Annotated in this window: 22 protein-coding genes and 1 tRNA gene; 7 read left to right on the top strand and 16 right to left on the bottom strand. The window is 52.7% G+C overall.

The genetic code is table 11. From position 1 onward, the window contains the following. Positions 1-210 precede the first annotated feature (210 nt). The 6 genes from HOV93_RS11605 to HOV93_RS26160 form a co-directional block, all read right to left on the bottom strand. On the bottom strand, positions 211-1701 hold the full coding sequence (locus HOV93_RS11605) for a hypothetical protein (protein ID WP_390814337.1): 1491 nt from the start codon (positions 1699-1701) through the stop codon (positions 211-213). A 68-nt stretch (positions 1702-1769) separates the two neighbouring features. Further along, positions 1770-2921 carry an alpha/beta hydrolase gene (locus HOV93_RS11600; RefSeq protein ID WP_207396670.1) on the bottom strand — a complete coding sequence of 384 codons (1152 nt, stop codon included), beginning with the start codon at positions 2919-2921 and terminating at the stop codon, positions 1770-1772. A 180-nt stretch (positions 2922-3101) separates the two neighbouring features. Beyond that, positions 3102-4514 carry a sulfatase family protein gene (locus HOV93_RS11595; protein WP_207396669.1) on the bottom strand — a complete coding sequence of 471 codons (1413 nt, stop codon included), beginning with the start codon at positions 4512-4514 and terminating at the stop codon, positions 3102-3104. A gap of 90 nt (positions 4515-4604) precedes the next feature. Next, positions 4605-5897 (bottom strand): class II aldolase/adducin family protein, encoded by a 1293-nt coding sequence (locus HOV93_RS11590; RefSeq protein ID WP_235990225.1) that lies wholly within the window; start codon positions 5895-5897, stop codon positions 4605-4607. Positions 5898-5933: 36 nt separating this feature from the next. Next, the gene (locus tag HOV93_RS11585; protein WP_207396668.1) at positions 5934-7427 is read right to left on the bottom strand and encodes an aldehyde dehydrogenase family protein; all 1494 of its coding nucleotides are present in this window, start codon (positions 7425-7427) and stop codon (positions 5934-5936) included. Positions 7428-8098: 671 nt separating this feature from the next. After that, entirely contained in the window at positions 8099-8230 is a 132-nt protein-coding gene (locus HOV93_RS26160) for a hypothetical protein (protein WP_261358595.1), read from the bottom strand. Positions 8231-8235: 5 nt separating this feature from the next. On the opposite strand from HOV93_RS26160, the gene HOV93_RS11580 reads away from it, so the two are divergent. Further along, the gene (locus HOV93_RS11580; RefSeq protein WP_207396667.1) at positions 8236-8658 is read left to right on the top strand and encodes a helix-turn-helix domain-containing protein; all 423 of its coding nucleotides are present in this window, start codon (positions 8236-8238) and stop codon (positions 8656-8658) included. Positions 8659-8686: 28 nt separating this feature from the next. Here the strand turns inward: HOV93_RS11580 and HOV93_RS11575 are convergent, their stop codons facing one another. Then, positions 8687-9439: an AraC family transcriptional regulator gene (locus HOV93_RS11575; protein ID WP_207396666.1), complete on the bottom strand. Its 753-nt coding sequence runs from the start codon at positions 9437-9439 to the stop codon at positions 8687-8689. Positions 9440-10102: 663 nt separating this feature from the next. On the opposite strand from HOV93_RS11575, the gene HOV93_RS11570 reads away from it, so the two are divergent. From HOV93_RS11570 to HOV93_RS11555, 4 genes are all read left to right on the top strand, one after another. After that, positions 10103-10639, top strand: a complete 537-nt coding sequence (locus HOV93_RS11570) for a sigma-70 family RNA polymerase sigma factor (RefSeq protein ID WP_207396665.1) — start codon at positions 10103-10105, stop codon at positions 10637-10639. Between the two features lie 58 nt (positions 10640-10697). Further along, positions 10698-12452 (top strand): LamG-like jellyroll fold domain-containing protein, encoded by a 1755-nt coding sequence (locus tag HOV93_RS11565; protein WP_207396664.1) that lies wholly within the window; start codon positions 10698-10700, stop codon positions 12450-12452. Positions 12453-12553: 101 nt separating this feature from the next. Beyond that, positions 12554-13483: a DUF1559 domain-containing protein gene (locus tag HOV93_RS11560; protein ID WP_207396663.1), complete on the top strand. Its 930-nt coding sequence runs from the start codon at positions 12554-12556 to the stop codon at positions 13481-13483. 102 nt (positions 13484-13585) lie between these two features. After that, the gene (locus tag HOV93_RS11555) at positions 13586-14002 is read left to right on the top strand and encodes a carboxypeptidase-like regulatory domain-containing protein (RefSeq protein ID WP_207396662.1); all 417 of its coding nucleotides are present in this window, start codon (positions 13586-13588) and stop codon (positions 14000-14002) included. 229 nt (positions 14003-14231) lie between these two features. Here the strand turns inward: HOV93_RS11555 and HOV93_RS11550 are convergent. Continuing rightward, positions 14232-14305: transfer RNA gene (locus tag HOV93_RS11550), tRNA-Arg, on the bottom strand. Between the two features lie 178 nt (positions 14306-14483). Continuing rightward, positions 14484-14867: a methylated-DNA--[protein]-cysteine S-methyltransferase gene (locus HOV93_RS11545; RefSeq protein ID WP_207396661.1), complete on the bottom strand. Its 384-nt coding sequence runs from the start codon at positions 14865-14867 to the stop codon at positions 14484-14486. A gap of 324 nt (positions 14868-15191) precedes the next feature. Here HOV93_RS11545 and HOV93_RS11540 point away from each other — a divergent pair, with 324 nt between their 5' ends. Beyond that, positions 15192-15935, top strand: a complete 744-nt coding sequence (locus HOV93_RS11540; protein ID WP_207396660.1) for a hypothetical protein — start codon at positions 15192-15194, stop codon at positions 15933-15935. On the opposite strand, the gene HOV93_RS11535 is transcribed toward HOV93_RS11540, so the two are convergent. Together HOV93_RS11535 and rnc are read right to left on the bottom strand one after the other, a co-directional pair. Continuing rightward, positions 15932-16363, bottom strand: a complete 432-nt coding sequence (locus HOV93_RS11535) for a response regulator (RefSeq protein ID WP_207396659.1) — start codon at positions 16361-16363, stop codon at positions 15932-15934. The two genes, HOV93_RS11540 and HOV93_RS11535, sit on opposite strands and share 4 nt — an antisense overlap. Positions 16364-16600: 237 nt before the next feature. Then, positions 16601-17359 carry a ribonuclease III gene (rnc, locus tag HOV93_RS11530; protein WP_235990223.1) on the bottom strand — a complete coding sequence of 253 codons (759 nt, stop codon included), beginning with the start codon at positions 17357-17359 and terminating at the stop codon, positions 16601-16603. 298 nt (positions 17360-17657) lie between these two features. On the opposite strand from rnc, the gene mgtE reads away from it, so the two are divergent. Further along, the gene (mgtE, locus tag HOV93_RS11525) at positions 17658-19007 is read left to right on the top strand and encodes a magnesium transporter (protein ID WP_207396658.1); all 1350 of its coding nucleotides are present in this window, start codon (positions 17658-17660) and stop codon (positions 19005-19007) included. An 8-nt stretch (positions 19008-19015) separates the two neighbouring features. Here the strand turns inward: mgtE and HOV93_RS11520 are convergent, their stop codons facing one another. The 5 genes from HOV93_RS11520 to HOV93_RS26390 form a co-directional block, all read right to left on the bottom strand. Beyond that, positions 19016-19357, bottom strand: coding sequence for a hypothetical protein (locus HOV93_RS11520; RefSeq protein ID WP_235990221.1), 342 nt, complete (start codon positions 19355-19357; stop codon positions 19016-19018). Positions 19358-19485: 128 nt separating this feature from the next. Then, positions 19486-20586 (bottom strand): glycosyltransferase family 4 protein, encoded by a 1101-nt coding sequence (locus tag HOV93_RS11515; protein ID WP_207396657.1) that lies wholly within the window; start codon positions 20584-20586, stop codon positions 19486-19488. A 31-nt stretch (positions 20587-20617) separates the two neighbouring features. After that, positions 20618-21505, bottom strand: coding sequence for a 4-hydroxy-tetrahydrodipicolinate synthase (gene dapA / locus HOV93_RS11510; protein WP_207396656.1), 888 nt, complete (start codon positions 21503-21505; stop codon positions 20618-20620). 99 nt (positions 21506-21604) lie between these two features. Beyond that, positions 21605-22318, bottom strand: coding sequence for a pyridoxine 5'-phosphate synthase (locus HOV93_RS11505; RefSeq protein WP_207396655.1), 714 nt, complete (start codon positions 22316-22318; stop codon positions 21605-21607). 26 nt (positions 22319-22344) lie between these two features. Continuing rightward, entirely contained in the window at positions 22345-23283 is a 939-nt protein-coding gene (locus tag HOV93_RS26390) for a hypothetical protein (protein WP_207396654.1), read from the bottom strand. Positions 23284-23296: the final 13 nt, after the last annotated feature.

Raw genomic sequence — 23296 nt, 5'->3', positions numbered from 1 at the left:
GCCTGTCTCGCATCTGAAACGACGGCGTTGGGCTGGCTCTGGTTCGAGGTCGTAACGATTCCGAAGGACCGGGCGAACGAAGGGATCTCCGCCTGCCAGCCAGTAAGCGAACCGATTTCTTTCAATTTGAATTGCTTGAGGCCTCTTCTGCCGGCAACCGCCAGCAGAGCGAAGTGGGTCTTTCTCAATATTTGGAGTAACATGACAAGCCTACTCGGCAAATGTCACTGACATGCTTTCGATGATCGGTTTCGATTTATTCTCGGTCGAATCTGTCAGCCGCAGTTCGACTTGAAATCCGTAGCCTGCAGGTAGCGGTGAAAGATCCAGCTGCGCTGGTGTTCTGGCGATTTGCTTCGAGAAACCCGGAATGTAGTCATAACTTTCTTTAAGCTCGGTCCAATCGGTCCACTGGTCGCTCTTGCCATCTTTATCGGTATCGACTCCGACACGAGCTTCGACGGTTTCTACCCATGGCCCTGGACTGACGAAGTCGGTCTTTTGCTGGGTTGCGAGATAGAATTGGCCCTCAGCAAACGCTACGTCCGGATCGGGATGCCCGTTCCCGATGTGATCGCACCATTTGAACGGCTTGTCAATGGAAGAGGATGTGAACCAGCCGACGCTCATTTGATGTCCGCCAACAGGATCGTAATCACCAAAGAGGTAGTACTGACCACCGATACAGATCTCTGCCCAGTCGCCATAAGCTTCCTGCTCTGGCTCATGTACGTTGTATTCGGCAACGTTTGTTTTGTAATTCTTCGGATCTTCCTTGGCCCAGTGAGGGTGTTTGTAAGTGGCGGTTTCTCCGGTTGGAGTCGTACGCATATCAACTGGAGGTTGACGAAATTCGAATCCGTCAATTCCATTCGGGCTCACTGCGTGACCGGCTAGAGGCGAATCCCACGAACACTTGCTGGCATTAATCGGACTCCAATCCTCGATAATGACATGCATATTGCCTTCAAGGTCGCGAATGAAGCCAGCATCCGAACCATGCGACGGATCGCGGACGGCAATGCCCATGTTCTTGCCCGGCTTACCGTCAAACAGGTCTTCATCCACATAAACATGAGGATCTTGGTCATTTGGAAAGTCGTAGTAGATCAATGCCTTGCCGTCGACCCATTCGGCGCTAGTAACCCACTTCGAGAATCCTTCCGTAACAGGGCCATGATGGACCCAATTTTTCATGTCACGACTCTGCCAAGCGTGATACCCACCTTTGCCAGGCTTCAGGCCTCCAGATGCATTAAACTGATTGGGGAATGGCGTGCTTTGCAGCGGAATGTCGAACCCTTCCAGCGTTACTACTTCCGGTTGAAACTTTGAGTTCTGGTTCTTCCTGTTGCCATAACGCCCGAACATCCAGTAATTATTCGGTCCGACCGTAAGCAGTACTGGCGCGTCGGCGAGATTAACTGGACCAAGATTTTCAATCGGATTCCAGTTCTGCCAGATAGGCGACTGCGTTAAAGTGAACGACTTAGCGGAACGCTTCTCATTCGATACGTGAACTTTAGTTGTGATGGTCGCTGTCATTGCTTTGGGCGAAACCGAGCCTTCAGCGACGATGGCCCCTTCGGACGATTCGATATTCTGTTTCCAATCGTCCGCGCTGTCGATCGTCCATTCGTAGGCCTGCACCTGGGTAACGGCAAGCAACGAAGCCATGAGTAAGAGTGATTGATACTTCATGCGTCTCTCGAATAATGTTAGGAGTGTCATGTTTGCATTTATTATCGAAGCTTAAAACACGGTACCATCTACTGCGGAAGATAGTCGACAAAGAATTGAATGGTTCGATGGACGATCGCCTCTCGTGAAGGATCGATGTCCGCGCCGACTTTTCGCCAGTTATGACCAGCGTTGTTGATGATCATAATCTCAACTGGTGCCTTAACGGCCTCTGCCTTTTTCTTCATGTAGTAGGCATGCTTTACGGGGATGGTCACATCCTTGTCCCCTTGGATCATCAATAGCGGCGGATTGTCTTTACTCAGATAATTTACCGGGCTCACTTCCCGGTACCGTTCCCGTTTGCTCTCCAAGTCTAAATCGGTTCCTAGAATGCGAGGTCCGAATCGATCCCGAAAGTCGTCTCGATCATCATGATTAAAGAGATCGGTCTTCTCGAAATCACATGGTCCGTACCACGACACGCCTGCCAGAATCTTATAAGAGACCGCTGCCAGCTTTTTGTCTCCTGGCATAGATTCCGGTGCAGAGAGTAGCAGCATCTGCGCCAACTGCCCTCCGGCGGAATCGCCCATGACGAAGAACCGGGCAGGATCCAACCTAAGCGTGTCGCTGTTCATTGATAGGTAACGAACAGCGTCCTTGCAATCGATCACACAATCCCGCATGGTGTTCCTGCTATTGGATCGGCAAAGACGATAATTGACCGAGGCCACGGCAAACCCACGATCGAGAAGCTTCTGAAAAACTTCCTTAAACAAACCTTTGGCAATACCCTGCTTGCTGCCTGCCGCCCATCCACCTCCATGCGTGTACACAACAACAGGATACGGAGATCCTTTTTTCATGGTCTCTTGATGGGGATAATAAAGATCCAAGAGCATGTCTTGTTGAGCCGCGGTTTTATAGACGATGTCAAGTTTTCGCTCTCCGCTCGTTTCGAGATAGGATAACCTTAGCTTACGAAGTTCATCGATCGAGATCACTTCATCACGATTCGTATCCAGCTTTCGATAGCGTCGCCAGGCCGCAGCGTCCTCGTTCTTTTCGAATGCGCCATTACCGTTCGCGTCGATCTTGCGCATCTCTTGCGTAGCGCGAACAAGCGAATCGCGGGCGCTTTCTGCGACGAGAACGTTGGTTTCCTCAGCAAAAGTTGGGCTTGTCGATATTAGGAACGTCAACGAAATTAGGCTTAGGTAACCGCGATGTTTGGTCATATGACAATTCCTCGGAGGGTGCTCCTCTCTAACTGCCTTCCCGTCCGGCAAGGTAGTAGCCGCGAGGTGGCGGGATAATGTTAGCCCTGATGTTATTTTTGCACCGAATATTCAACTTACGAATGATTCCCTGACCCAGCCCAGGACTGGGGCAAACGAGGTGAAACAAACGTATTGGTTTCATCTCGGCGACACTCGAAGTTTGGAATAATTCTTAGCGTCTGGCTTCGCAGGCAGGCTGTCTTTCCACTCCGCAAGCACTTTTAACAGCTGCGAGGATACACCCGGCTTCAAATCGTTCAAATCTTCTTCCTCGTAGGGATCATGAACTATGTCATACAGTTCGACATAGCCAAAGTCTTTCGAGGCGAGTAGCTTCCAATTATTGTGAGCAACGCAGTAAGACACCCAGTGATATGATTCAGAGCGGCCTCCCCGTCCGTGGCCAGACATCTTCCAAAACAGAGGTTTACTACGTCCCGTCATTGACTTTCCTTGGAGTTGAACAACTTGACTGACGCCATCGGCTTGATAGCCGTCAGGCAACTTTGCACCGGCTATCTCGCAAAAGGTCGGCAGGAGATCGACGGCTGAGATCATTAGTTGGTCATCGACTTTTCCGGCCGCAACCTTGTTGGGCCAGCGAACAACGAATGGAACATTGATTCCCCCTTCGAACAAGGAAGCCTTATATCCTTTTCTGCCTGCGGTAATTCCCTTCGCTGCGGCTATTCCGAAGCCTGCGCCGGTAGCCGTATCGTAGGTGAGTTCGAGTTCCGCTTCTGGTTTGGCTCTTGCAGGTCCATTGTCAGAGCTGAAGATCACGAGCGTGTTGTCGGCGACATCAAATTGCTCCAATGCATCGAGAACCTCACCAATTCTCTCGTCAGCGTGCATCAGTACCGATGCATAGATTTCATCGTTCTCCTCAAGGCCTTCATCTCGCAATTGCCATCGATACTTGGGAACAACGTGAAATGGCGTGTGAGGCTCGTGGATCCACAAGTTAATAAAGAACGGTTTCCCATCTTTCGCGTTTTGTTCGATGAACTGGATCGCATTGGTGGCGTCTTCATGGACTGGCATCTGCTCTCCGGAGCAGTTAAATGCTCCGTATGTGTCGTAGCCATAAACCCCTGGAGAAGGCGAGTCGGGAATCATGTCGTTTGCCAGGTGCCACTTTCCATAATGGGCTGTGGCATAGCCGGCCGATTGAAGTAATTTGGGAATCGTTACAACATCTTTATCCAACCAATCAGGCATGTTGCGGCGGGCATTGCTAGGCACCCAGGCAAAATGTCCGTCGATGTTGTACCTCGCCGGAAAATGTCCCGTCATGACCGCCGCGCGACTCGGCGAACAGACACCGCTTGCCACTGTAAAGCGATGGAAGTCGGTGCCTTCACTCGCCAGGCGATCGATATTAGGGGTCTTCACATAGGGATGTCCGTGACAGCCTAAGTCACCCCATCCCCAGTCATCGGCAAAGATAAATACAATATTAGGCTTCGCGGAGTCCTCCTCAGCCGCACACGCCACCGTGTGACATAGTCCCACCACGATTGCGGCAATCAAGACAAGTCCAATTCGCATGAGGATTCCGCCTTTTTTTATCGTCCAAGATCCCGTTCATTGAAATGGAATCCGTTTGAATCCAATTTCAAGTAATAGCACACTGGAATGTCATTTCAGCTGGAACGCAGCGCGAAGTTCATCGATCACCGTTTGCGGCATCGATGAAACCTTCCCAATCGAGGTTGCGTTGATAACGGCTTCCGAAGTTGCCTCAAGAACTTCCAAACGATCGAATGCATCAAGCACGCTGGAGCCTGTGACAAGCACGCCGTCGTTCTCTAGTAAAGCAGCAGGCGAACTTGCGGAAATGTGTTCAGCGATTTGGCTATTGTTGTGATATTGGACCCCGTAGGGAACGCGTCCGACATCTCGCAGGAAGACATAGCTTTCTGGAATCGTGCGCGTATCTAAGTTAGAGTCCGTAACACTAAAAGCGGTCGCATTGACCGGGTGTGCAAAAACAATCGCTTTTACGCTCGGGTGCTTCTGGTAAATGGCTCGATGAGCCATCACCGCACGACTAGCCTTTTTACCGGATTCTCGGCTCCCTTCGTGCACTAAAACGAAGTCATCAATCGTGAGGGACTCTCGATCCTGCTGGGTCGGAGTGATAAGAAATGAATCCTGGTCGAGGCGCGCTGAAAAACTGCCTTCGGTACTGATCAACAAGCGTTGGCGGCAACCACGTCGAATGAAATCGCATAGCTGTTTGCGAAGCTCACGTTCTTGCTGATTTGCCGTTGATCGCTCAAAGGTGGGCAAGTCAACGCTTCGGTTCGCTGCCAGTTCCAATTGCGAATCGTCCAGGTAATTCACATTGCCAAGCTTGCTCGCTTTGATCAAAGTTTTTCCTGCGAACTCGAATGCCTCGAAACGTTCGAAGGCGCGAGCCAGCGATTCGGCACCCACGACGACACCGTGATTTTCCAGAATCACACTGTCGCACCCCTGAGCGAACGAGTCGGCAATATTGCTACCCAGTTGCTGGCTGCCAGGGCATGCGTAGGGAGCGAAACCGACTTTACCACTGACCGAGTGGGTTTGATGGAAAAGGCGCGTATTAGGAACCGCCTGACAAATACTAAATGCAACCAGGGCTACCGGATGCGCGTGAACGATGGCCTGGATATCAGAGCGGGCATCGTAGATGGCTTTATGAAAGGGAAACTCCGAGGAGGGCGGGTGAGGCCCTTCCACGGTTCCGTCAGATCGCACGCAGATAATATCGTTCCGCGAGAGGTTTCCCTTATCGACTCGTGCCGGAGTAATCCAGATGTCTCCGGCTTCGTCACGAATCGAAAGATTTCCGCCCGACGTAGTCGTCATACGATATCGATAGATACGATCCATCGTCTGCATGATCTCGTCGCGCGGGTGGAGATAGTCGTTCTTACTGAGCATGGCTGGGATTTGATCTTTTTGTTGGGGATTGCGAACTCAGAGTGGGCGAACAACTGATGTACTACGGTAGTAATCCAGCAACGTTTCTACCGAGAGTACACCGCCGCCAAGACCGCTTTGATTGATGCCACCATAGGGAACGCCTTGGGCAAACACGTTATGTGCGTTAATCCAACTGTTGCCCGCGACCATCGATTCAGCCACTCTTCCGGCACGAGCCAAGTCGGCAGTCCAAACACTATTAGCAAGGCCGTAGGTCGTGTAATTGGCCATCTCGATCGCTTCCTGTTCCGTCTTAAACGAGGCAAGGTAAGCGACAGGGCCGAAGATCTCTTGTTGTGCTGCAGTATTGCCTAACGAACCGGACAGCAGGGCCGGCTTAACGAAATGCCCCTCATACCCGGCAACCTGTGCAGGCCCACCACTAAGGACACATTCGGCTCCCTCGGCGACGCCTTTCTCTAGGTAGCCCAAGACGCGTTCGCGCTGCTTGGCGTTGACGACCGGGCCCATCTGAGTATCAGCTTCAAGTTGATGACCAATCTTTACCTCGGAAAGTCGATCTACGCATTGGTTGACGAACTCGTCATAGATATCTTGTTGAACTATCCAGCGGGTTGCGTCGCAGCACACCTGACCAGAGTGGAACGTGATCGCGGCGGCAAGTTTCTCGGCTGTATCCGCGACATCCACATCATCAAAAATAACGGCTGCTCCTTTGCCACCCAGTTCTAGCTTTACCGGCACCAAGTTGTGACCGCACGACTGACCAACCAGGCGTCCCACTTCAGGTGATCCGGTGAAGGACATACGCTTGATCAACTTGTTATTCGATAAAGCAGCACCGACGGTTGCCCCTCGTCCCGTGATCACATTGATTACACCATCGGGAATGCCAACTTCTTTGGCCAATTCCGCCAGGTAGATTGCCGAGAGTGGCGTGTCTTCGGCCGGCTTGATCACAACGGTGTTGCCTGCCGCTAGTGCAGGAGCAATTCCCCAACCGATCAGCAGAATAGGAAAGTTCCAAGGGAAGATGAAAGCACATGCCCCCCAAGGCTTGCGTATCGTCCATGCTTCATGCCCCTTAACGGCCAGGGTCGTGCGGTGGTTCAAGTGCTGCGAAAGATCGGCAAAGTACCGAAGAGTATCAGCACAATTTTGAACATCGCCTTGGGCCTGAGCTTCGACCTTGCCTGCGTCTAGCGACTCAATTTGACCAAGGATTGCTACTTTCTTTTCGATGGCATCGGCCAGACGATGAATCAGAGCGGCTCTCTCATTGACTGGCATAGTTGCCCAGCCAGTCTTTTTGAAAGCTTCGTCAGCAACCTGCACGGCCTGATCGACTTCCTGCGAGGTCAACTCCTCGACGTCGGCTAATTTCTCTCCAGAGCCAGGATCGTACGTCGTGATAACATCGCTTGAACCAGACTCAAACGACTGGCCACCAACAAAACTAGTAAGCCGACCTCGGCTAAGGAACTTCTCGACTTCAGGCAGCAGCGTTAATTTCGATAGGGTGCTCATACAGTTTCTTAGATACGAGTTGGGGGGGAGGGGGCGAAAGAACATACCCAAGGACTTTGATTTAGTCACTGACAGGATCTTTCTATTGTCGCAAGTTGAGAGCCCCAAAACAAACCACTTCATCGAAATTGGGTTCGGCTCGTCCTATCCCTCATTATTCGGTGCGTGAGGTCGCTGTCGAACGACAAGTTCTCAACGCTTGTCGTACTCTAGAAATCCCTGTACCAGACGATCTTGCCGTGATTGGCATCGATGACGCAATTCAACCCCGTCGTTAACGAAGGTAAATCTAAACGCCGAGTTGGATGGCTATCGCACGGCAGAGGTGCCGCAAGAAGTGTTGAACGGTTTTCCTAAGCCAACCTGCATTGAACTTGTGCGTCGCAACAGGGTGATCAATCGGCCCTCGACCGAAGTTACCGCAGTTGAAGACCGGGAGAACGCTTCGCTTGGAAATTACAAACGATTAGCTTTCCAAGATTCTGCACCTATAGTGTGAATCTGAAATGACACTCGAGCCGATTCGCATCGCGTTGGTTACAGCCACAAGGAGCAATTGCGTCCTGTTTTCAAGCGAGAACCGGCCAGACGCCTAATGGGTATCAAAACAGTCAGTCCATTAATTTATGAACAGCTGAGCACGATAGCACTACCCTCATTGAGTCATGCTCTTAGAGTGGAGGGATTTCGCCCTCGTAGACAATATCGTAGTCGAAAACCAATCCCTGGTCGGTGATATCCAGGTTCAATTCAGGGTTCTTAGCCGCATTGATGTTATACTGTTTCCCGGTCCAATCTTTCATAACGCTTGATACAGAAAATGGGGGCAGGCCAGTATCTACCGCCGGTAGGGGTCGTTGCCCGCCGCCCTACCGACTTCATCGCTATCGAAGACGAGCTAATGAGGCAGGCCCTGCGTTTTATTGATACCAACCTGCATCGATCTATCTCGGTCGATGACGTAGCCGAGGCCCTGCTTATTTCGCGACGAAAGCTGACCACTGAATTTAGAAAGCATCTTAATCGAACGGTCGCCAGTGAAATCCAACGACTTCGGATCGAGCGCGTGCGTCGCGAACTATTGGGAACGGAATTGACCGTTAAGGAAATTGCTCTGAGCAGTGGGTTTGTGAGCCTTCGCACTCTCAATGATGCATTCAGTCGAGTGATGAACTGTACTCCCCGAGAATACAGAAATGCAACCCTTGGCGACCGACGCGATGCCCAGTGATGTGTACCGGTGAGATCGATCAGGGCTATCAGCGGGCGAGTTTACGGAACGACCTAGGAGTAGTGCCGGTTGCCTTTCTAAACGCTCGTGTGAATGCACTGTGATCGTAAAAGCCACACTGATGAGCAATGGCAGAAACCGACAATTCCGTTTCTCGCAGTAGCCTGGTAGCCGCATCAATTCTGATCTTGGCGATAAACTGGCCAGGGGTTAAGTCGAATATCTTTTTTGTCAGCATGGCCAGCCGACGAGAAGTCAACTTGCTTTTTTGGGCAAACCAAACGGGATTAACGTCAGGGGTCAGGTGTTCCTCGAATTCCGCCAATGCCTTCGCAAACGCCGTAGGTATTTCCTCAGGATCCACTAAGATTCGTACGTCTCTCGAGAAGCCAATCAGGCCAATAATCGTGCCGTCGGCATCTTTCATGGGTAACTTGGTCGTCAAACACCAAGTCATTGTAGGCGGACGATACCATTGCATTTCCAGCTGATTTAACAAAGCCTTTCCGGTCCGAACGACTTTTTCATCTTGCTGCGTAGGAATCGAGCCTAGATCGCCGGCACAAATATCAGCCGAACGCTTACCGATGACGTCACGCTTCTCTCGCCATCCGTGACGACGAACCAGTGAGTCATTCACAGCGATGTATCGCCCTTGGGCATCCTTAACAAAGAATGCCGTATCAGGCGTGCTGTCGAACAACTCGGATAGCAAGTCGACATCAACGCTCCATTCGCGTTCTGAGGTCACCTCTTGAAGCAGTTTGGTGCGCGGAATCACGCTGAGCTACCATCCATTTACAAGACATAAGAAGAACACGACGAAGCACTTACGAGGTCGTGACGTCTGAGTAACGCATCAATCTTACCTCGTAACTTGGGCTTACAAAATAGCCACCTACAGGGATCAAAGGCCAGCGGTATCTGATCGCCTCTTTTGACTCTCCTTTGGTTTCTAAATCGAGAAGTTTCCCCAAGTAAGCAGGAGGTGGCTCGATAATCAGCGAGCAAGTCAAATACGCGTGTAAGGGTAATTAACCTGCTAGAAATCAACCCATTTCGGGATGGTACGGTATGGGCCCAGTTCACTGGAACCTAACTAACCTACTAAGACTAAATTCCCTCGACAGCGATAGGTCTTAATCGATGCTGATAGCACGAGAATTCGTATACTCAATCTATTAGCCAGCTCCTCAACTAAAACAGACCTTGGCCATGTTGAAATGGCGATGACTAGTTCTTCTCGGATTTCACCGCTGGCCGTAGCAGCCAGGGTTAACACCTTAAGACCATGCAATTAGGCAATTATGGTCATAAGCACACCCCTTGTCGCCACTTCTGCAGGTGTGACAAGACAAATCAGATAAACTCCATTTAGTAGTTTCTTTTGCTTTTTTGGATTTTGTTACTCACACAAAGATTCTTCGCGACAAGGTACTCACAAATGAACAACCAAGACCATTGTTTTGATGAATCATTCGAGAGAATGGTCGCCGAAAACCACGTCCAACTGCGTTCGTTTGTCCGCATGCTGGGAGTGGATCCCGACTGGGTGGATGACCTTGCTCAGGAGGCTTTTCTCGTCGCGCTCCGTGAGAGGAACTCCTTCGATCAAGAGCAGGACGTCGGAAAGTGGCTCCGGGGTATTGCCCGCAACTTGGTACGAAACGAAGTCCGCAAGGACGCACGGCGGCGGCGAATCCTTCACGAAGGTCTCGCTGATTTGCTTTTGCAAGATTCCGATAGCAATGACGATCACCCTGAATGGCAACGGATTCGGTTGACTCATTTAAGAGATTGTGTCGAGGGGTTGCCTCCTAAGAGTCGCGAGATCGTCACCGGGCGTTATTCGCACGGATGGACGGCCACAGATTTGGCAGATCATTTGGAAATGACTGCGGCAGCCGTTCGACAGGCCCTGATGCGAATTCGCCAACAGTTGAAAGACTGCATCGAAAATCGTCTGGGCGATACCGCTTAGAAAATACTCGTCCATTTTAATACACGTCTTTCTGTTACCGACCTCTTAGGAGATTCCGTTGGCATCCCATCAGCGTTTTAACGAACTGCTTGCGATCATGCTCGATGACGTTGCATCGGAAAACGAGTTGGACGAACTCGTGGCCTTGGCCCGCGAAAACCAAGAGAACCTTGCTCAACTAAAGCAGCACCTTGTTCTTAGCGATCGCCTTTCTCAATACGAAGACTTACGACGTGCGGAAGCCAGGTACCTTGAGTCGCTAAGAACCCGTGTCTCGGCCGACGACAGTTCAGCCGGCTTTATCCAATCGGTTCTCAACGCCAGTCACGAGCCGAAAACCCCTGCTCGCACAGACGAGAAACGGCCAACCCAAAAGCGTCCCTGGATTTGGGGCGTGATGGCCTTGGCCGCAACCATCCTGGTGGCCCTGTTTGCCTTTCCACAAGGTGATCAGCCAGAGCAAGATCCGAATGCGTCTAACGTTGCGGTTCTTCCTGATGCAGCGCCCCCAGTGCCAGTAGGGCCAGTTGCTGCGAATCCTACACCTGAAGTAGAAGAACTACGTGATTCCGGCGTGGCTTTGCTAACTCGCAAAGTGGGTGTTCAAGGTGGAAACGCAAACGTCTGGAAAGAAGGCGTAACCGTTTCTCCTCAACAACTGACCTGGGATACAGGATTAATCCAGTTAGAGTTTTACAGCGGTGCAACGCTGGTGGCCGAAGGGCCTGCGTCGATCGAGATTGTCGATGCCAGCAACATTTACCTCAACTACGGCAAACTGCGGGCGAACATTCCCCAGCCAGCCCAGGGATTCACGATCCTTGCTAAGACCTTGGAACTGGTCGACCTGGGCACCGAATTCGGGATGGAAGTCTCCAGTGACGGTTCGGTCGATGTGCAAGTGTACGAGGGAAAAGTCGAGCTTTACGAGCCGAACTCCAATCGAAACAAAACGACACGGCGCGAACTTGTCCAAGGTAAACCTCTTTCCATCACTGCGGATGGCCTCAGCAAGGTTATTGATTCTGGTGATCTTAGCTTTGTGTCTCCTCGTGAACTGGCAAGCATGACCGGTACCCGCTCGGTAAAGCGGTATCAGCGATGGGAGCAACAGCGTGATGCGACGATCGAAGATCCACGGATCGCAGCGTATTTCCCCTTCGATCATGATCCGGTCGATGACCGCACACTGGTTGGCTACGGTCCTGATGGGGAAAAGATTCACGGAGCGATCGTTGGAGCCCAGTGGACCACCGGCCGCTGGAACGATAAGTCGAGCCTCGAATTCAAACGCCCTGGTGACCGGGTTCGCCTTAACATTCCCGGCAACTATTTGTCGCTCACTTTCTCGGCTTGGATTCGTCTGGACGGGCTCGATCGCAGATTTAACTCGCTCCTTTTGACAGACGAATTCAACAACAACATGCCTCACTGGCAAGTTCACCAGGAAGGTCACATGCTGCTGGGTATGTGGATGGAAGCTGCTTCAGATACCGCACACTATCGCTCGCCCAACGTGTTCAGCTTACGGGACGTGGGGCAATGGGCTCATGTGGTTACCGTCTACGACACGGTCGATTCGCGAGTTCGCCATTACCTCAACGGAGAACTCATCTCGAATCAGCCGATTGACCAGGCGGCCCGTGGCGACTTAACACTCGGTTACGTGACGATCGGCAACTGGACGCCAACCGAAACTTCCGCGTGGCAGAAAATTCGTAACTTCAATGGACGAATCGACGAAATGACCGTTTACGGCGTGGCACTGACAGAAGATCAGGTGGGAGAACTTTTCCAAAAGGGTCGCCCCTAATGGCAAAGCGTCTGACCTTCTTCAATGCTCTTTTCAACGCCTAATGGGTCTGCTTTTGCTACTTATCGCCTCCTTTTCAATTCTTCTTTTCGGAGACTCACATGCCTCACGATTCTCATTCAAAGCCTCGGCAAGGATTTACACTGGTCGAACTGTTGGTGGTGATTGCCATCATCGGTGTTCTGATCGCTTTACTGCTACCGGCCGTCCAACAAGCTCGCGAAGCAGCTCGTCGGATGCAGTGCACCAATAACCTAAAACAAATGGGGTTAGCACTACATAATCATCACGACACCTACGGTGTTTTTCCCGCCGGGTTAAAGAGTGTCTCCAATCGTGATGCTTCTGGTGGCTCGAAAGATTGGGCTAATAGGCACGGGCTCAGCTGGCAAACACTTGTGTTGCCGTTCATCGAGCAACAATCTCTTTACGAAGAAATTCGTGACGAGAACGACAATTTCGACGTCTATAAAGATCGGTTCTCTTGGTGGACAACCGGAACCAACTGGGGACGTGTTGCCATCGATGGTTATATGTGCCCCTCTTGCCCTATGGAAGAAATGAACCCGAATCGTAGTGACAACGCCAAGTCGAACTACAAAGCCGTCAATGGCTCGATGATTCCCGGTGACTTGGGGACAGATGACGCGGCCTATAGGACCGATGCCAGCAAATTCAATGGCACCTTCTGGCTCAACAGCGAAACTTCTTTTCGCGATATGACCGACGGAACCAGCAATACGGTGATGGTCGCCGAGCAAGACGGGGCTCAGAAGCCTCGCAAGGCAACCTGCTGGGTCGGAGCCGATCGTGCTAAGTGGGTTAATACGACCCTCAGCCCAACCTCGGCCAACCCATCCTATACCATCAACGGTTCTCATTCGTGGGCCGCAACAGGCAGCTTGCATCCCGGTGGGGCGAATTTCTGCCGCGGCGATGGCTCGGTCGTGTTCATTGCAGAAACAATCGACGGCACGACCTACGAAGCGTTGGGAACCATCTCCGGCGGCGAAGTGACTCCGGGCCTCTAGTCTCATTCGCTGAATGCTATCTAGTTTTCGCGCCGGCTATGCAACCAAGTCGCCGGCGCTGGAAATGGACTTTTCAAAAACACCCTTTTCAGGAACCTGATCATGAATCACTTCATGAGCCGCATATCACGCAGCGGTATTCTATTCAGCCTCTTTGTATCGTTAACGTTTGTCGGTTGTAGCGAAACCGGGCCAGCTAGTGGGTTCGTTCAGGGAGTTGTGACGCTTGATGGCGCTCCCTTACCCAATGCAGAGCTTGCCTTTTACCCCGAGCAAGGGCGAGCTTCTCAGGGGGTCACCGACGAAAGCGGCCACTATTCGCTGATGTTTACGTACGACACGCCCGGATGCCTTCCAGGCAATCACGAGGTGATGATCACGACCCGTCGCCTTGAGAGTGAAGAGCAAGGAGCAATGCTCTTGCCGGAAAGGGTCCCCAGGAAATACCGCAAGCGAGGCGAACTTACCGCAGCCGTCGAACCTGGAGAAAACGAAATTAACTTCGACCTGTCGAAGTAGGTCAGCGGTCTCGTTTGACGACGAAAATTTCCTTGAAAGACAACGAAAGGGCAAGCTCCACAGAGCGTCGCCCTTTTTTAATAGGAGCGGGAGAAACCGAACGCTCCTATTAAAGATCGAAATACGACACATCGCGACTGCTTTGCGTCGTGGCGAAAGAACTATTTCCCCTTTCACTGAGCGCATGAAAAAGGCCGCAAACCCAGCGGTTTACGGCCTTTTCACTAAGTGTGGGCGGAAGGGCTCGAACCTTCAACCTTCGGTTTCGTAGACCGATGCTCTATCCAATTGAGCTACGCCCACAAGTGACACTCGCTTGATCAAAACCCTTATCGGCGATTCCCTCTCAAGCAAGACCCTGGATTATAGTGACGTGTTAGGTTCCCGTAAAGACGCTTCCAGGGGAGTTAGGTTCAGGATCGTGAAAAAAATGGCATTTCCGGTCCCAAATACCTATGACTTCTCAGGTGTTGCGTTTTTATTACTTCGGCATTTTCCGGAAATTACTTTTCTGCGGCATTTTAATGTGGGTCTGACCGCCAGCTTCTAGATCGAGCAGCCGCTTTTTCAGGCTAATTCCTTGATCACTGGTGAATCCGCCAATCTTATTGCCGGCTGAAATAACTCGATGGCAGGGGATTATCAAAGGGATTCGATTTTGTGACATGGCCGTACCAACGGCCCTGGCAGCTCCCGGGCGACCGGCGAACCTGGCTAGGTCTCCGTAGGTGACCACCTCGCCATAAGGAATTCGCTGGCAGGCATTCCAGATACGTTGCTGAAAGAGGGTGCCATGCGACAAATCCACAGGAACCCCTGCAAAATCAATCCGGATGCCAGCAGCGTAATCGACGACATCTTGCATCAAGTCTCGCTCAGGGTCGGACAGCTCGTCGGGAAGCGGCCTCCGCTTTAACCGAGTCCCTTGGGGTAACCAAACGAAACGGCAGAGCTTTTCCCCCTGCCAGCGGATCTCGGCTGGCCCCAAGGGCGTTTCTAGCTGAACCGATCTCTCAGAAATACTGTCTACCCTAGCGGAAGCAACATTTTGACTCGTCACCGGTGGTGTCCTTTACCTAGCATGGCACCTTTGACACTTTTGTGACGGTCATTCTATACTTGCAACTGGGTTGTGCCACTCCTGCCGGCCCCGTGGTTCACCACGCACATACAGCAGAAGGAGAATTGGATGGTCGATATCCGCTCGCTGACTGACGATTTTTACATCAACATGAATCTCAACACGGAGATGGACTTACCTAGCGGGCGAGACACGGTTCTTCACTTTTTCGAGCAGGTCCGAAAACGTTACCCCAACATGCGGAATTTCTACTCGCGTGATCGTAACGAGTTTGTACTTGAAGAAGACAAAGATGGCGGCAGCTATCGCTGGACGTCCGTTGAACCAAAACGAATACTATCTGGGCATGTCAACCCAAGCACCTTTGACGAGGCGCTCGAGCAGCACCGATTTGTGCTCGATCAAATTCCGTACGCGCTCTCTATCAGTCCCTTGGATTGCGAGTCGCTCAATGCGATGTATGGGTTCGATTTCACCTACAGCGGAAATCATAACCAACTGGTCGTCGATGCCCTCGGACTTCCGCCGGCCTTAGAGAAAATGGTGCAGGGGAGTGACAACCGAATCATCGGCTTCGAGCCAGCAATTCAGTGTAGCCTAGACGACGAATGTCGAACCCAGTTTCGGCTCAGCATCGAGACACGAACATCCGCTTATCATGTTCGCACCGGTGAATTCCCCGAAGAACAGCTGAGCGTTTACCTGACCGTTCGACGGTTCGGCAGTTTGGACGAAAGCGAAACATACGTCACCGCGTTCGAAAGACTTCACGATCAAGCGGTGGGCCTGTTAGATCAATATGTGATTGGTAATATCCTGGAACCACTCAAGCAGGCAATCACCATTCGTTAAATGTTCGTCGGTAATTCACAGACCGAGCGAATCATCGCGGCCAGTCCAATCGGCGAATAGGGTTTCTCGAGAAAGCCTTGGAAACCCGCTTCGTAGCATACCTTCGGTGTGTAAGTCATTGTGCCTGCGGTGACCGCCACCATCGGTGTTTGTACGTTGCGGTCTCGTAGGGCTAACGCCAATTGCAAACCATCTGTATCGGGTAGCATCAAGTCGAGAAAGATCACATCGAAGCTGCTCAGGTCGGCCCGGGCAAGGGTCGACTCGCCATCGGGTTCAATGTGAAAAGTCGCACCATGGCGACTCAATGCGCGTTTCAAAAGCTCTTGATGAAAGGGCTGATCCTCGGTCGCCAGAATGTGCAGCGTCTGCAAACTGGGCAGACATTTCAGTCGAGGTGCGCTCTTGGATAGCGAAGGGCAATCCATATCTGGGGGTAACCAGTAACTATTCGTAAAGTTGCAGACAGGTGTTATCGGGGGGCCACCGATGCGACGTAAAGCTTTGTCACAATAAGAAGTTAGTACACCAATACCCACTTACCAACAAACGAAAGGCGAAGGTGCGCTGAACCAACCCGCTAGAATTTCCGATTGGCTCGATCAGTCGGTTTGGAATTTCTGGAAGGCCAGACATCGTTAAGATTCAGAGATCCCAGATAAGATTTAGCCGGGCTCGATCTCTTCCACGTAGGGAGGGCTTTCCCCTTGGATCTCGTGAAGTGCGTTCTTGGCCGCACGCTGTTCGGCCTCTTTCTTGTTGGCACCCCAAGCCGACGTGTAACGAGTCCCCTGAAGCATGACCGCTATGTTAAAGAACTTGCTGTGATCAGGGCCTCGTTCGGCAACCAGTTCGTAGTTGGGGGTCGTGCCATACTCTCGTTGGGCGAACTGTTGCAACATCGACTTATAGTTGCTACCTACTTCACCGGCCGAAGCTTGGTCGATCTCGTCCTCGAGAGCGATCGCCAGGAACCCATTGACCGCTTCGTTGCCATCATCCAGATAGATCGCGGCAATGATCGCCTCGAACACGTCGGCCAAAAGCGATTTGGGTAGCGACTGCGTCGACGCCATGCCTTTTCCGAGAATCAGAAATGGTTCGAGCCCCATCTGATCGCTCAGTCGGGCACATGTGCTGCGACTGACGACAATCGACTTGATTCGCGTTAGGTCGCCTTCCAGGTAATTAGGAAACCGCTGGAAAAGGGTTTCGCATACGAACTTGCCTAGAATGGCATCGCCCAAAAATTCAAGCCGCTCGTTACTACCGAGCCGATGGCTAGAACCCGACGCATGGGTAAGGGCGGCTTGCAAAAGCTCGCGATTTTTAAATGTGTATCCGAGTTTCAATTCGCACTCGGAGAGTCGATCTTCACCGGTTACCGGCGAGTCTTGTCCTCGTAGCATATCGAACGAATCCATTTAGTAACGCTCGATATTTTCTTCGTTTCGATGCAGCGCAAGAAGCACATCAGCAAAACGAAGGAAATACCCAACTATTGGTAATACTTGATACATAGAAAGTACTTTCAGGGGGAGAGAAAGTCAATCACATACTCCGGATGGTTCGTACATCCTTCATAAAACTCGCCGTGAAGTTCACGCTCAGGATTGTTTAATCAGTCGTTGGCATCCCTCCCACGAATAGCTCAGATCGGTAAGATAGTACCTGAAACCCGCGAAACATGAGCGAATTTGGCTAATTCATCCAAGGCCCCCCATGATCAACACCCTGTACTTGCCAGAACTTCGCGAGATGCTGGCCGAGAACGACTCTGATGGACTCCGCGAGTTCTGCACGGCCCTGCATCCCGCGCGTACAGCCGAGTTCATGGAAGGTCTTTCCCCGGAAGAGGCCTGGGGGGTGCTCGATCATGCCGATCTGAGCCTGCAAGGCGAGATACTCTCGTATTTCGAGCATCACAGACAAGCCGAGATGCTCGAATCGCGGTCCCCTGAATCGGTCGCCCCGGTGGTGGCCACGATGTCGGCCGACGACCAGGTCGACCTGTTAGGTGAGGTCGAAGAGGAAACAGCCGAGCAGATTCTCGCTTGCTTTTCCGTAGATGATCGACGCGATGTACTGCGTCTATCGAATTACGCCGAAGGGACTGCCGGCGCGATCATGACGACGGAAATGGCCCGTCTCAGCGAGAACCTCACAGCGCGAGAAGCCCTGTCCGAACTTACCAACCAGGCCGAGCATCTGGAAACGATTTACTACCTGTATGTGGTCGATGATTTCGGCAGTCTTCACGGAGTCGTCTCGACTCGCGATATTGTCTCGGCATTAAGCAAGCCGCAGAAGCAATTAAGCGAGATCATGGAGACCGAGGTCATTCACGCCAACGTCATGGACGACCAAGAGGACGTTCTTCGCAAGATGGCCGACTACGACCTTCTAGCGATTCCCGTGGTCGACGAGGAACTTCGCCTGGTCGGTATTATTACGCACGATGATATTCTTGACGTGGTCGTCGAAGAAGCGGCCGAAGACGCCTATCGTGCGGCGGCGGTCGAACCGTTGGAAGAGACCTATCTACGAACATCGGTGCTAACATTAAGCCGCAAACGGGGCGTATGGCTGGCCGTGCTGTTCGTGGGGGCCTTCATGACGACGTTCGCTTTAGAACAGTTTGAAGGCGACCTCGCGCGGATCCCTTGGCTGGTCATCTTCATTCCGTTGGTCATTTCGACCGGCGGGAATTCGGGCAACCAGTCGGCGACGCTCGTGATTACCGCGCTGAATAAGGGAGAGGCCAGTGTTGCCGACTGGTCGATAATTTTACGGCGGGAGCTGGCGATGGGCCTGATCTTAGGCTTGATCATGGCCTTCATGGGGTTGCTTCTGGCGCTCTTTAAATCCCCCACACCTTACTCAGCGCTAGTGGTCCCGTTGACCCTGGTCTTAGTGGTGATTGCCGGAACGTTGATCGGCTCGATGTTGCCGCTAATGTTCAAGAAGATTGGGCTCGATCCGGCTTTGATGAGTAACCCGTTTGTGGCCGGGTTGATCGACCTTTTTGGGATTGTGATCTACCTTCAGGTCGCACTCTTACTGCTTGATTAAGAGCGAAATTAAACGTCGATCAGCGGTTGCCCGACATACATCTGCAGAATCTGGCTTTGGACCTTGATCGCTCGGATTAATACCCAAATCTGATCAGGCGAAAACTTTCGTGGGTCCGAGTGGGCCAGTTCGTCCAATTCGTCGGTCATGGCCGCATGTTGATCGGTGGCAGCTTGCAGACGCAGCCCCATCTCTTTCCATGCATCGGTCAATAAATTGTCGTCGTCGAGTTGTTCAACGTTCTCGACACAATTGGAGAGCAGCAAACACAGCCGGGCTACATCCCGAGGTTCGGCATTAGGCTGCATCCGTTCGATGCGGCTGGCAAGTTCCTGGCAAGACATGCTCATGACAGACCTACAGTGCGAATTGATAAGGCTCTTAAGAAGAGGGGGACTGACCGGGCACGATCCGCCTATCGAATCCTCTCCAGTCACATAAACCTAGCTCAAAATTAGTCACCCACGCAGGCCTTGAGTCATTTCACGGTGCCCCGCAGCACTTTTCGATAACGGCTGGCCAGTTTATTCGCATAATCGTTAATGTCGAATTGTTCGATCCGATTCCTTGCCTGCATTCCCATCGATAGGCGAAGTTCTCGCGAGCGGCACAGCTTACCAATCGCTTCGCCGATCGCCTCCGGATTGTCTACCGGAACAAGCGAGGCCTCCCCGTGGGGATACATCTCGCGGGTTCCTCCCACATCGGTCGCAATAATCGGTAGACCGCACGCACCGGCTTCCAATAAGACGCGCCCCCACGGCTCTTGCCGGGCCGCGTGAACCAAGATGTCGGCCTTTTGCAAGATTTGCCGAGCGTGGTCGGTCCGTCCTCGAAAGCGAATTCGATCCGATAGCTTCCAGTGATCTACGAAAAGCTCGGCATTGGCCAGGTACTGCCGTGCCTCTTCTTTACTTGAATGACACTCACCGTACAGATCGAGCGTGACGTCGGCCCCCGCCTCAATAGCCAGCCGAACCCCTTCCAGCAAAACGTCAATTCCCTTCCGCATGACGAGCTGGCCAATGTAGACCGCCTGCAAAGTGGAACGCTCGTTCCGCGCATCAGGCGGAGCGAACTCTGCCAGATCGATGCCGTTATGCAGGACTAGCGAATTCTCTTCTGTCAGTCCCTGGTTTAAATGAAAAGAGCGTGTCGCATCCGAGACACAGTAAATCTCGTCCAGCGACGAAATGTCCTGCACGACGCGCCGATTCAGTTTGATAATGTCGCGTAGATGACCGACAAACCGGGTTCCGTGTGGCCGCAGCACTGGCCCCAGAATGCGTGATACCGACAAGCTATTGGCATGCACAATATCGGCCTTCCAAGCCACTACGGCAGTAGCAAGCTGCTCGCGCAGTTGCTCTAGCGGCTTGCGTCGCCCCTCGTGGTCGGTCCATGTGAATGGCAAGTGGAGAACACCAAGCTTGGCTAACTGCTGTGCCAGAGGGCTTTCGCCAGGGCAGACCACGGCAACGTCATAGCCGCAGCCCTGCATAGCCTGAAGCCCGCTGAGCATAGAGTTCTCGCCACCGTAGATCGTCCCATACTCGCACAGATAGACGACCAACGACATGGCAGCTTCCGCCGTTTAAGCTATAAGCGAATTAGAGCAAACCGTAATCGGTCAGCACCTGGGTCAGACGATTTTCGCCGTCTTCACACAGCGAGGTCATCGGCAGACGCAGTTCGCCCGTATCGCGGCCCAGCATCTTCATCGCGCATTTGACCGGGATCGGATTGGTCGAGAGACCAAGCATTTCGCGACATAGCGTGAACAGCTTGAAGTGCATTTTCTGGGCTTCGGCGTAGTCTCCGTCGGCAGCCGCTTTGACCAGCTTCAACATGTCCTGCGGAACAATGTTACCGACCACCGAAATCACCCCGGCACCGCCGATCGACATCAGAGGTAGGGTCATGCTGTCGTCGCCGCTGAGAAGGGTCAGGTTGGTCATCTCGAGCGTTTGCGAGGCCTGATCCATCGAACCGGTCGCTTCTTTCACCAATTGAATCTGCGACAGTTCGGCCAGTCGGGCAATGGTCTCTGGCTCGATGTTCTTACCGGTCCGGCCAGGAATGTTATAGACACAGATCGGAATGTCCGAGTCTTCGGCCAGGGCCTTGAAGTGCTGATAAAAGCCTTCTTGCGTCGGCTTGTTGTAATACGGCGCGACGACCAACGCGGCGTTGGCGCCTTCGGCGGCGGCCCAGCGGGTAAGCTTCAACGCTTCGTGGGTGCTGTTCGAGCCGGTCCCCGGCATCACCTTCGCACGACCGGCTACCGTTTCGATAACAACACTGATGACCCGTTCGTGCTCTTCGTGAGAAAGAGTCGGCGATTCTCCGGTGGTTCCAACCGGGCAAAGGCACTTCACGCCTGCTTCAAGCTGAAATTCGACTTGTTGTTTCAACACATCGTAGTCCACCATGTCCCCCCGGAAGGGAGTCGTGATTGCTACCGATACGCCTGCGAAATCGCTACCTTTGCGTGTCATGCTGAAACACCAACAGATTGAAAACGAATTAACTTAGAAAGAAAGCCTGTCTTGGACCGGCCTATAATACGATACGCGTGAAAACTTGGCCAGTGCCGCCTAGAGCGTGATCAGCCGTTTCATTTCGGCTACCGCTTCACGAAATCCGACGAAAACGGCCCGCGACACGATGCTGTGCCCAATATTAAGTTCGGCCATTTCAGGAATCTGGGCAATTGGCTGAACATTCGTATAAGTCATCCCATGTCCGGCGAACAGTTCGATCCCCGCTTTGCGGATTTGCTCGCCGGCGATCGACAGTCGGGCCAATTCCTGTTGTTGTTCACGGCCGCTGGCCAATGCATATTGCCCCGTATGCAGTTCGACGGCATCCACTTTCAGCTTGGCCGCCATGTCGATCTGCTCGGGTTCGGGGTCGAGGAACAAACTGACCGAAATGCCCGCTTCGCGAAATTGATCGATCGCTCGAATCATCGATTCTTCGTGCGTGACGACGTCTAAGCCCCCTTCGGTGGTGACTTCTTCGCGGCGTTCCGGCACCAGTGTCACCTGGTCAGGCTTCACGCGGCAAGCAATCGAGATCATTTCCGCTTCCGCGGCCAACTCCAGGTTCAGCTTGACCTTCACCGTCTGCCGCATCACTTCCAGGTCGCGATCCTGAATATGGCGACGGTCTTCGCGAAGGTGAAGTGTGATACAGTCAGCCCCCCCCAGTTCGGAGAGTGCCGCGGCCCAAACCGGGTCAGGTTCATTCGTATTACGAGCCTGGCGAATGGTGGCAACGTGATCGATATTGACGCCCAAATGAGGCATGAACTCTAAATCCTCTTAAAAGCTAATCAGCCGCCTGACGAAGCCCACTCGAGCTGGACACCGCGATTATTTGGCCGGGAAATCTCTAGTTGTAACTGGCTTTCAGAATACCGCTCTCGCAGTTGAGTGCAAAGTGCCTCGGCTTGCCGGCCATCTTCACACAAACCGAAGATCGTGGGACCCCACGAGCTTTGACCTACGCCTGAAATTCCGAACGATCGCATCCGTTGGACAAGATCGGTGCACGTAGGGTTCGCGTAACGCCCACCTTGCAGCGAAGCGTAACAGTCGCCGGCCAAACAGCCGTACTCGTAAAAGGACTCGCCGAAACGCCGAACGTCCGCCGATTCCAAGCCGGGTATCATCTCCCCTTCGATCAGTTGCCGCAAGCGCGCCGTCGTAGGAGCCGGCACCGGTGCAAGCTGGCGAAACCCTTCTTCTTCATCCTCGCCATGCCGTCCGTGCACCTCGTGCTGGGTCGCCAAAACGAATCGCCAGGCTGGGGGAAGATCGGCTCGGTAGGTCAACTGCGGAAAGGTCTCGGCGTGATGCCCGGTCTCGAACAGAAATCCCCCTTCGAGAAATCCATAACACCCAATCGCCGACCGCTTCGCACGATCGACCGTCGCGGCCAGTGTCTGAATGTCCGGCAGTGGGAAATCGGCCAATTTGGAAAGCAGCGTTCCCACAGCCAACCCAAGCTGCGTACCACAGCCAAGTCCCACGTGATCGCGCAGTTGTCCACGAGTGGCCATCCGCACCGCTGGCAAATTAAGGTCGGTCGCTCGTTGCCATAAATTGGCGAACGCTTCGATCCGCTCGGCCAGTGGGCCTGTTGCGGTGAACTGTTCCGCTTCGCTCGCGTGAACTTCCAGCCCTGGCCGATCGATCATCACACCGACACCACCGAACGAAGCTTCGTCCGAATCAAACGCCAGCAGGCCAAAATGAAGGCGCGCGCCCACGGTTAACTTCGCA

This window comes from Bremerella alba, assembly GCF_013618625.1.
GTDB lineage: Bacteria > Planctomycetota > Planctomycetia > Pirellulales > Pirellulaceae > Bremerella > Bremerella alba.
This window is presented reverse-complemented; position numbering and strand designations above follow the sequence as displayed.

Coding starts and splice junctions, on each gene's coding strand:
- HOV93_RS11540 (WP_207396660.1), top strand. CDS start 15,192: ATGGTCGATATCCGCTCGCTGACTGACGATTTTTACATCAACATGAAT.
- HOV93_RS11560 (WP_207396663.1), top strand. CDS start 12,554: ATGCCTCACGATTCTCATTCAAAGCCTCGGCAAGGATTTACACTGGTC.
- mgtE (WP_207396658.1), top strand. CDS start 17,658: ATGATCAACACCCTGTACTTGCCAGAACTTCGCGAGATGCTGGCCGAG.
- dapA (WP_207396656.1), bottom strand. CDS start 21,505: ATGACACGCAAAGGTAGCGATTTCGCAGGCGTATCGGTAGCAATCACG.
- HOV93_RS11595 (WP_207396669.1), bottom strand. CDS start 4,514: ATGCGAATTGGACTTGTCTTGATTGCCGCAATCGTGGTGGGACTATGT.
- HOV93_RS11545 (WP_207396661.1), bottom strand. CDS start 14,867: ATGCAAGATGTCGTCGATTACGCTGCTGGCATCCGGATTGATTTTGCA.
- HOV93_RS11600 (WP_207396670.1), bottom strand. CDS start 2,921: ATGACCAAACATCGCGGTTACCTAAGCCTAATTTCGTTGACGTTCCTA.
- HOV93_RS11520 (WP_235990221.1), bottom strand. CDS start 19,357: ATGAGCATGTCTTGCCAGGAACTTGCCAGCCGCATCGAACGGATGCAG.
- HOV93_RS11505 (WP_207396655.1), bottom strand. CDS start 22,318: ATGCCTCATTTGGGCGTCAATATCGATCACGTTGCCACCATTCGCCAG.
- HOV93_RS11570 (WP_207396665.1), top strand. CDS start 10,103: ATGAACAACCAAGACCATTGTTTTGATGAATCATTCGAGAGAATGGTC.
- HOV93_RS11585 (WP_207396668.1), bottom strand. CDS start 7,427: ATGAGCACCCTATCGAAATTAACGCTGCTGCCTGAAGTCGAGAAGTTC.
- HOV93_RS11515 (WP_207396657.1), bottom strand. CDS start 20,586: ATGTCGTTGGTCGTCTATCTGTGCGAGTATGGGACGATCTACGGTGGC.
- HOV93_RS11590 (WP_235990225.1), bottom strand. CDS start 5,897: ATGCTCAGTAAGAACGACTATCTCCACCCGCGCGACGAGATCATGCAG.
- HOV93_RS11535 (WP_207396659.1), bottom strand. CDS start 16,363: ATGGATTGCCCTTCGCTATCCAAGAGCGCACCTCGACTGAAATGTCTG.
- rnc (WP_235990223.1), bottom strand. CDS start 17,359: ATGGATTCGTTCGATATGCTACGAGGACAAGACTCGCCGGTAACCGGT.
- HOV93_RS11605 (WP_390814337.1), bottom strand. CDS start 1,701: ATGAAGTATCAATCACTCTTACTCATGGCTTCGTTGCTTGCCGTTACC.
- HOV93_RS11555 (WP_207396662.1), top strand. CDS start 13,586: ATGAATCACTTCATGAGCCGCATATCACGCAGCGGTATTCTATTCAGC.
- HOV93_RS26160 (WP_261358595.1), bottom strand. CDS start 8,230: ATGAAAGATTGGACCGGGAAACAGTATAACATCAATGCGGCTAAGAAC.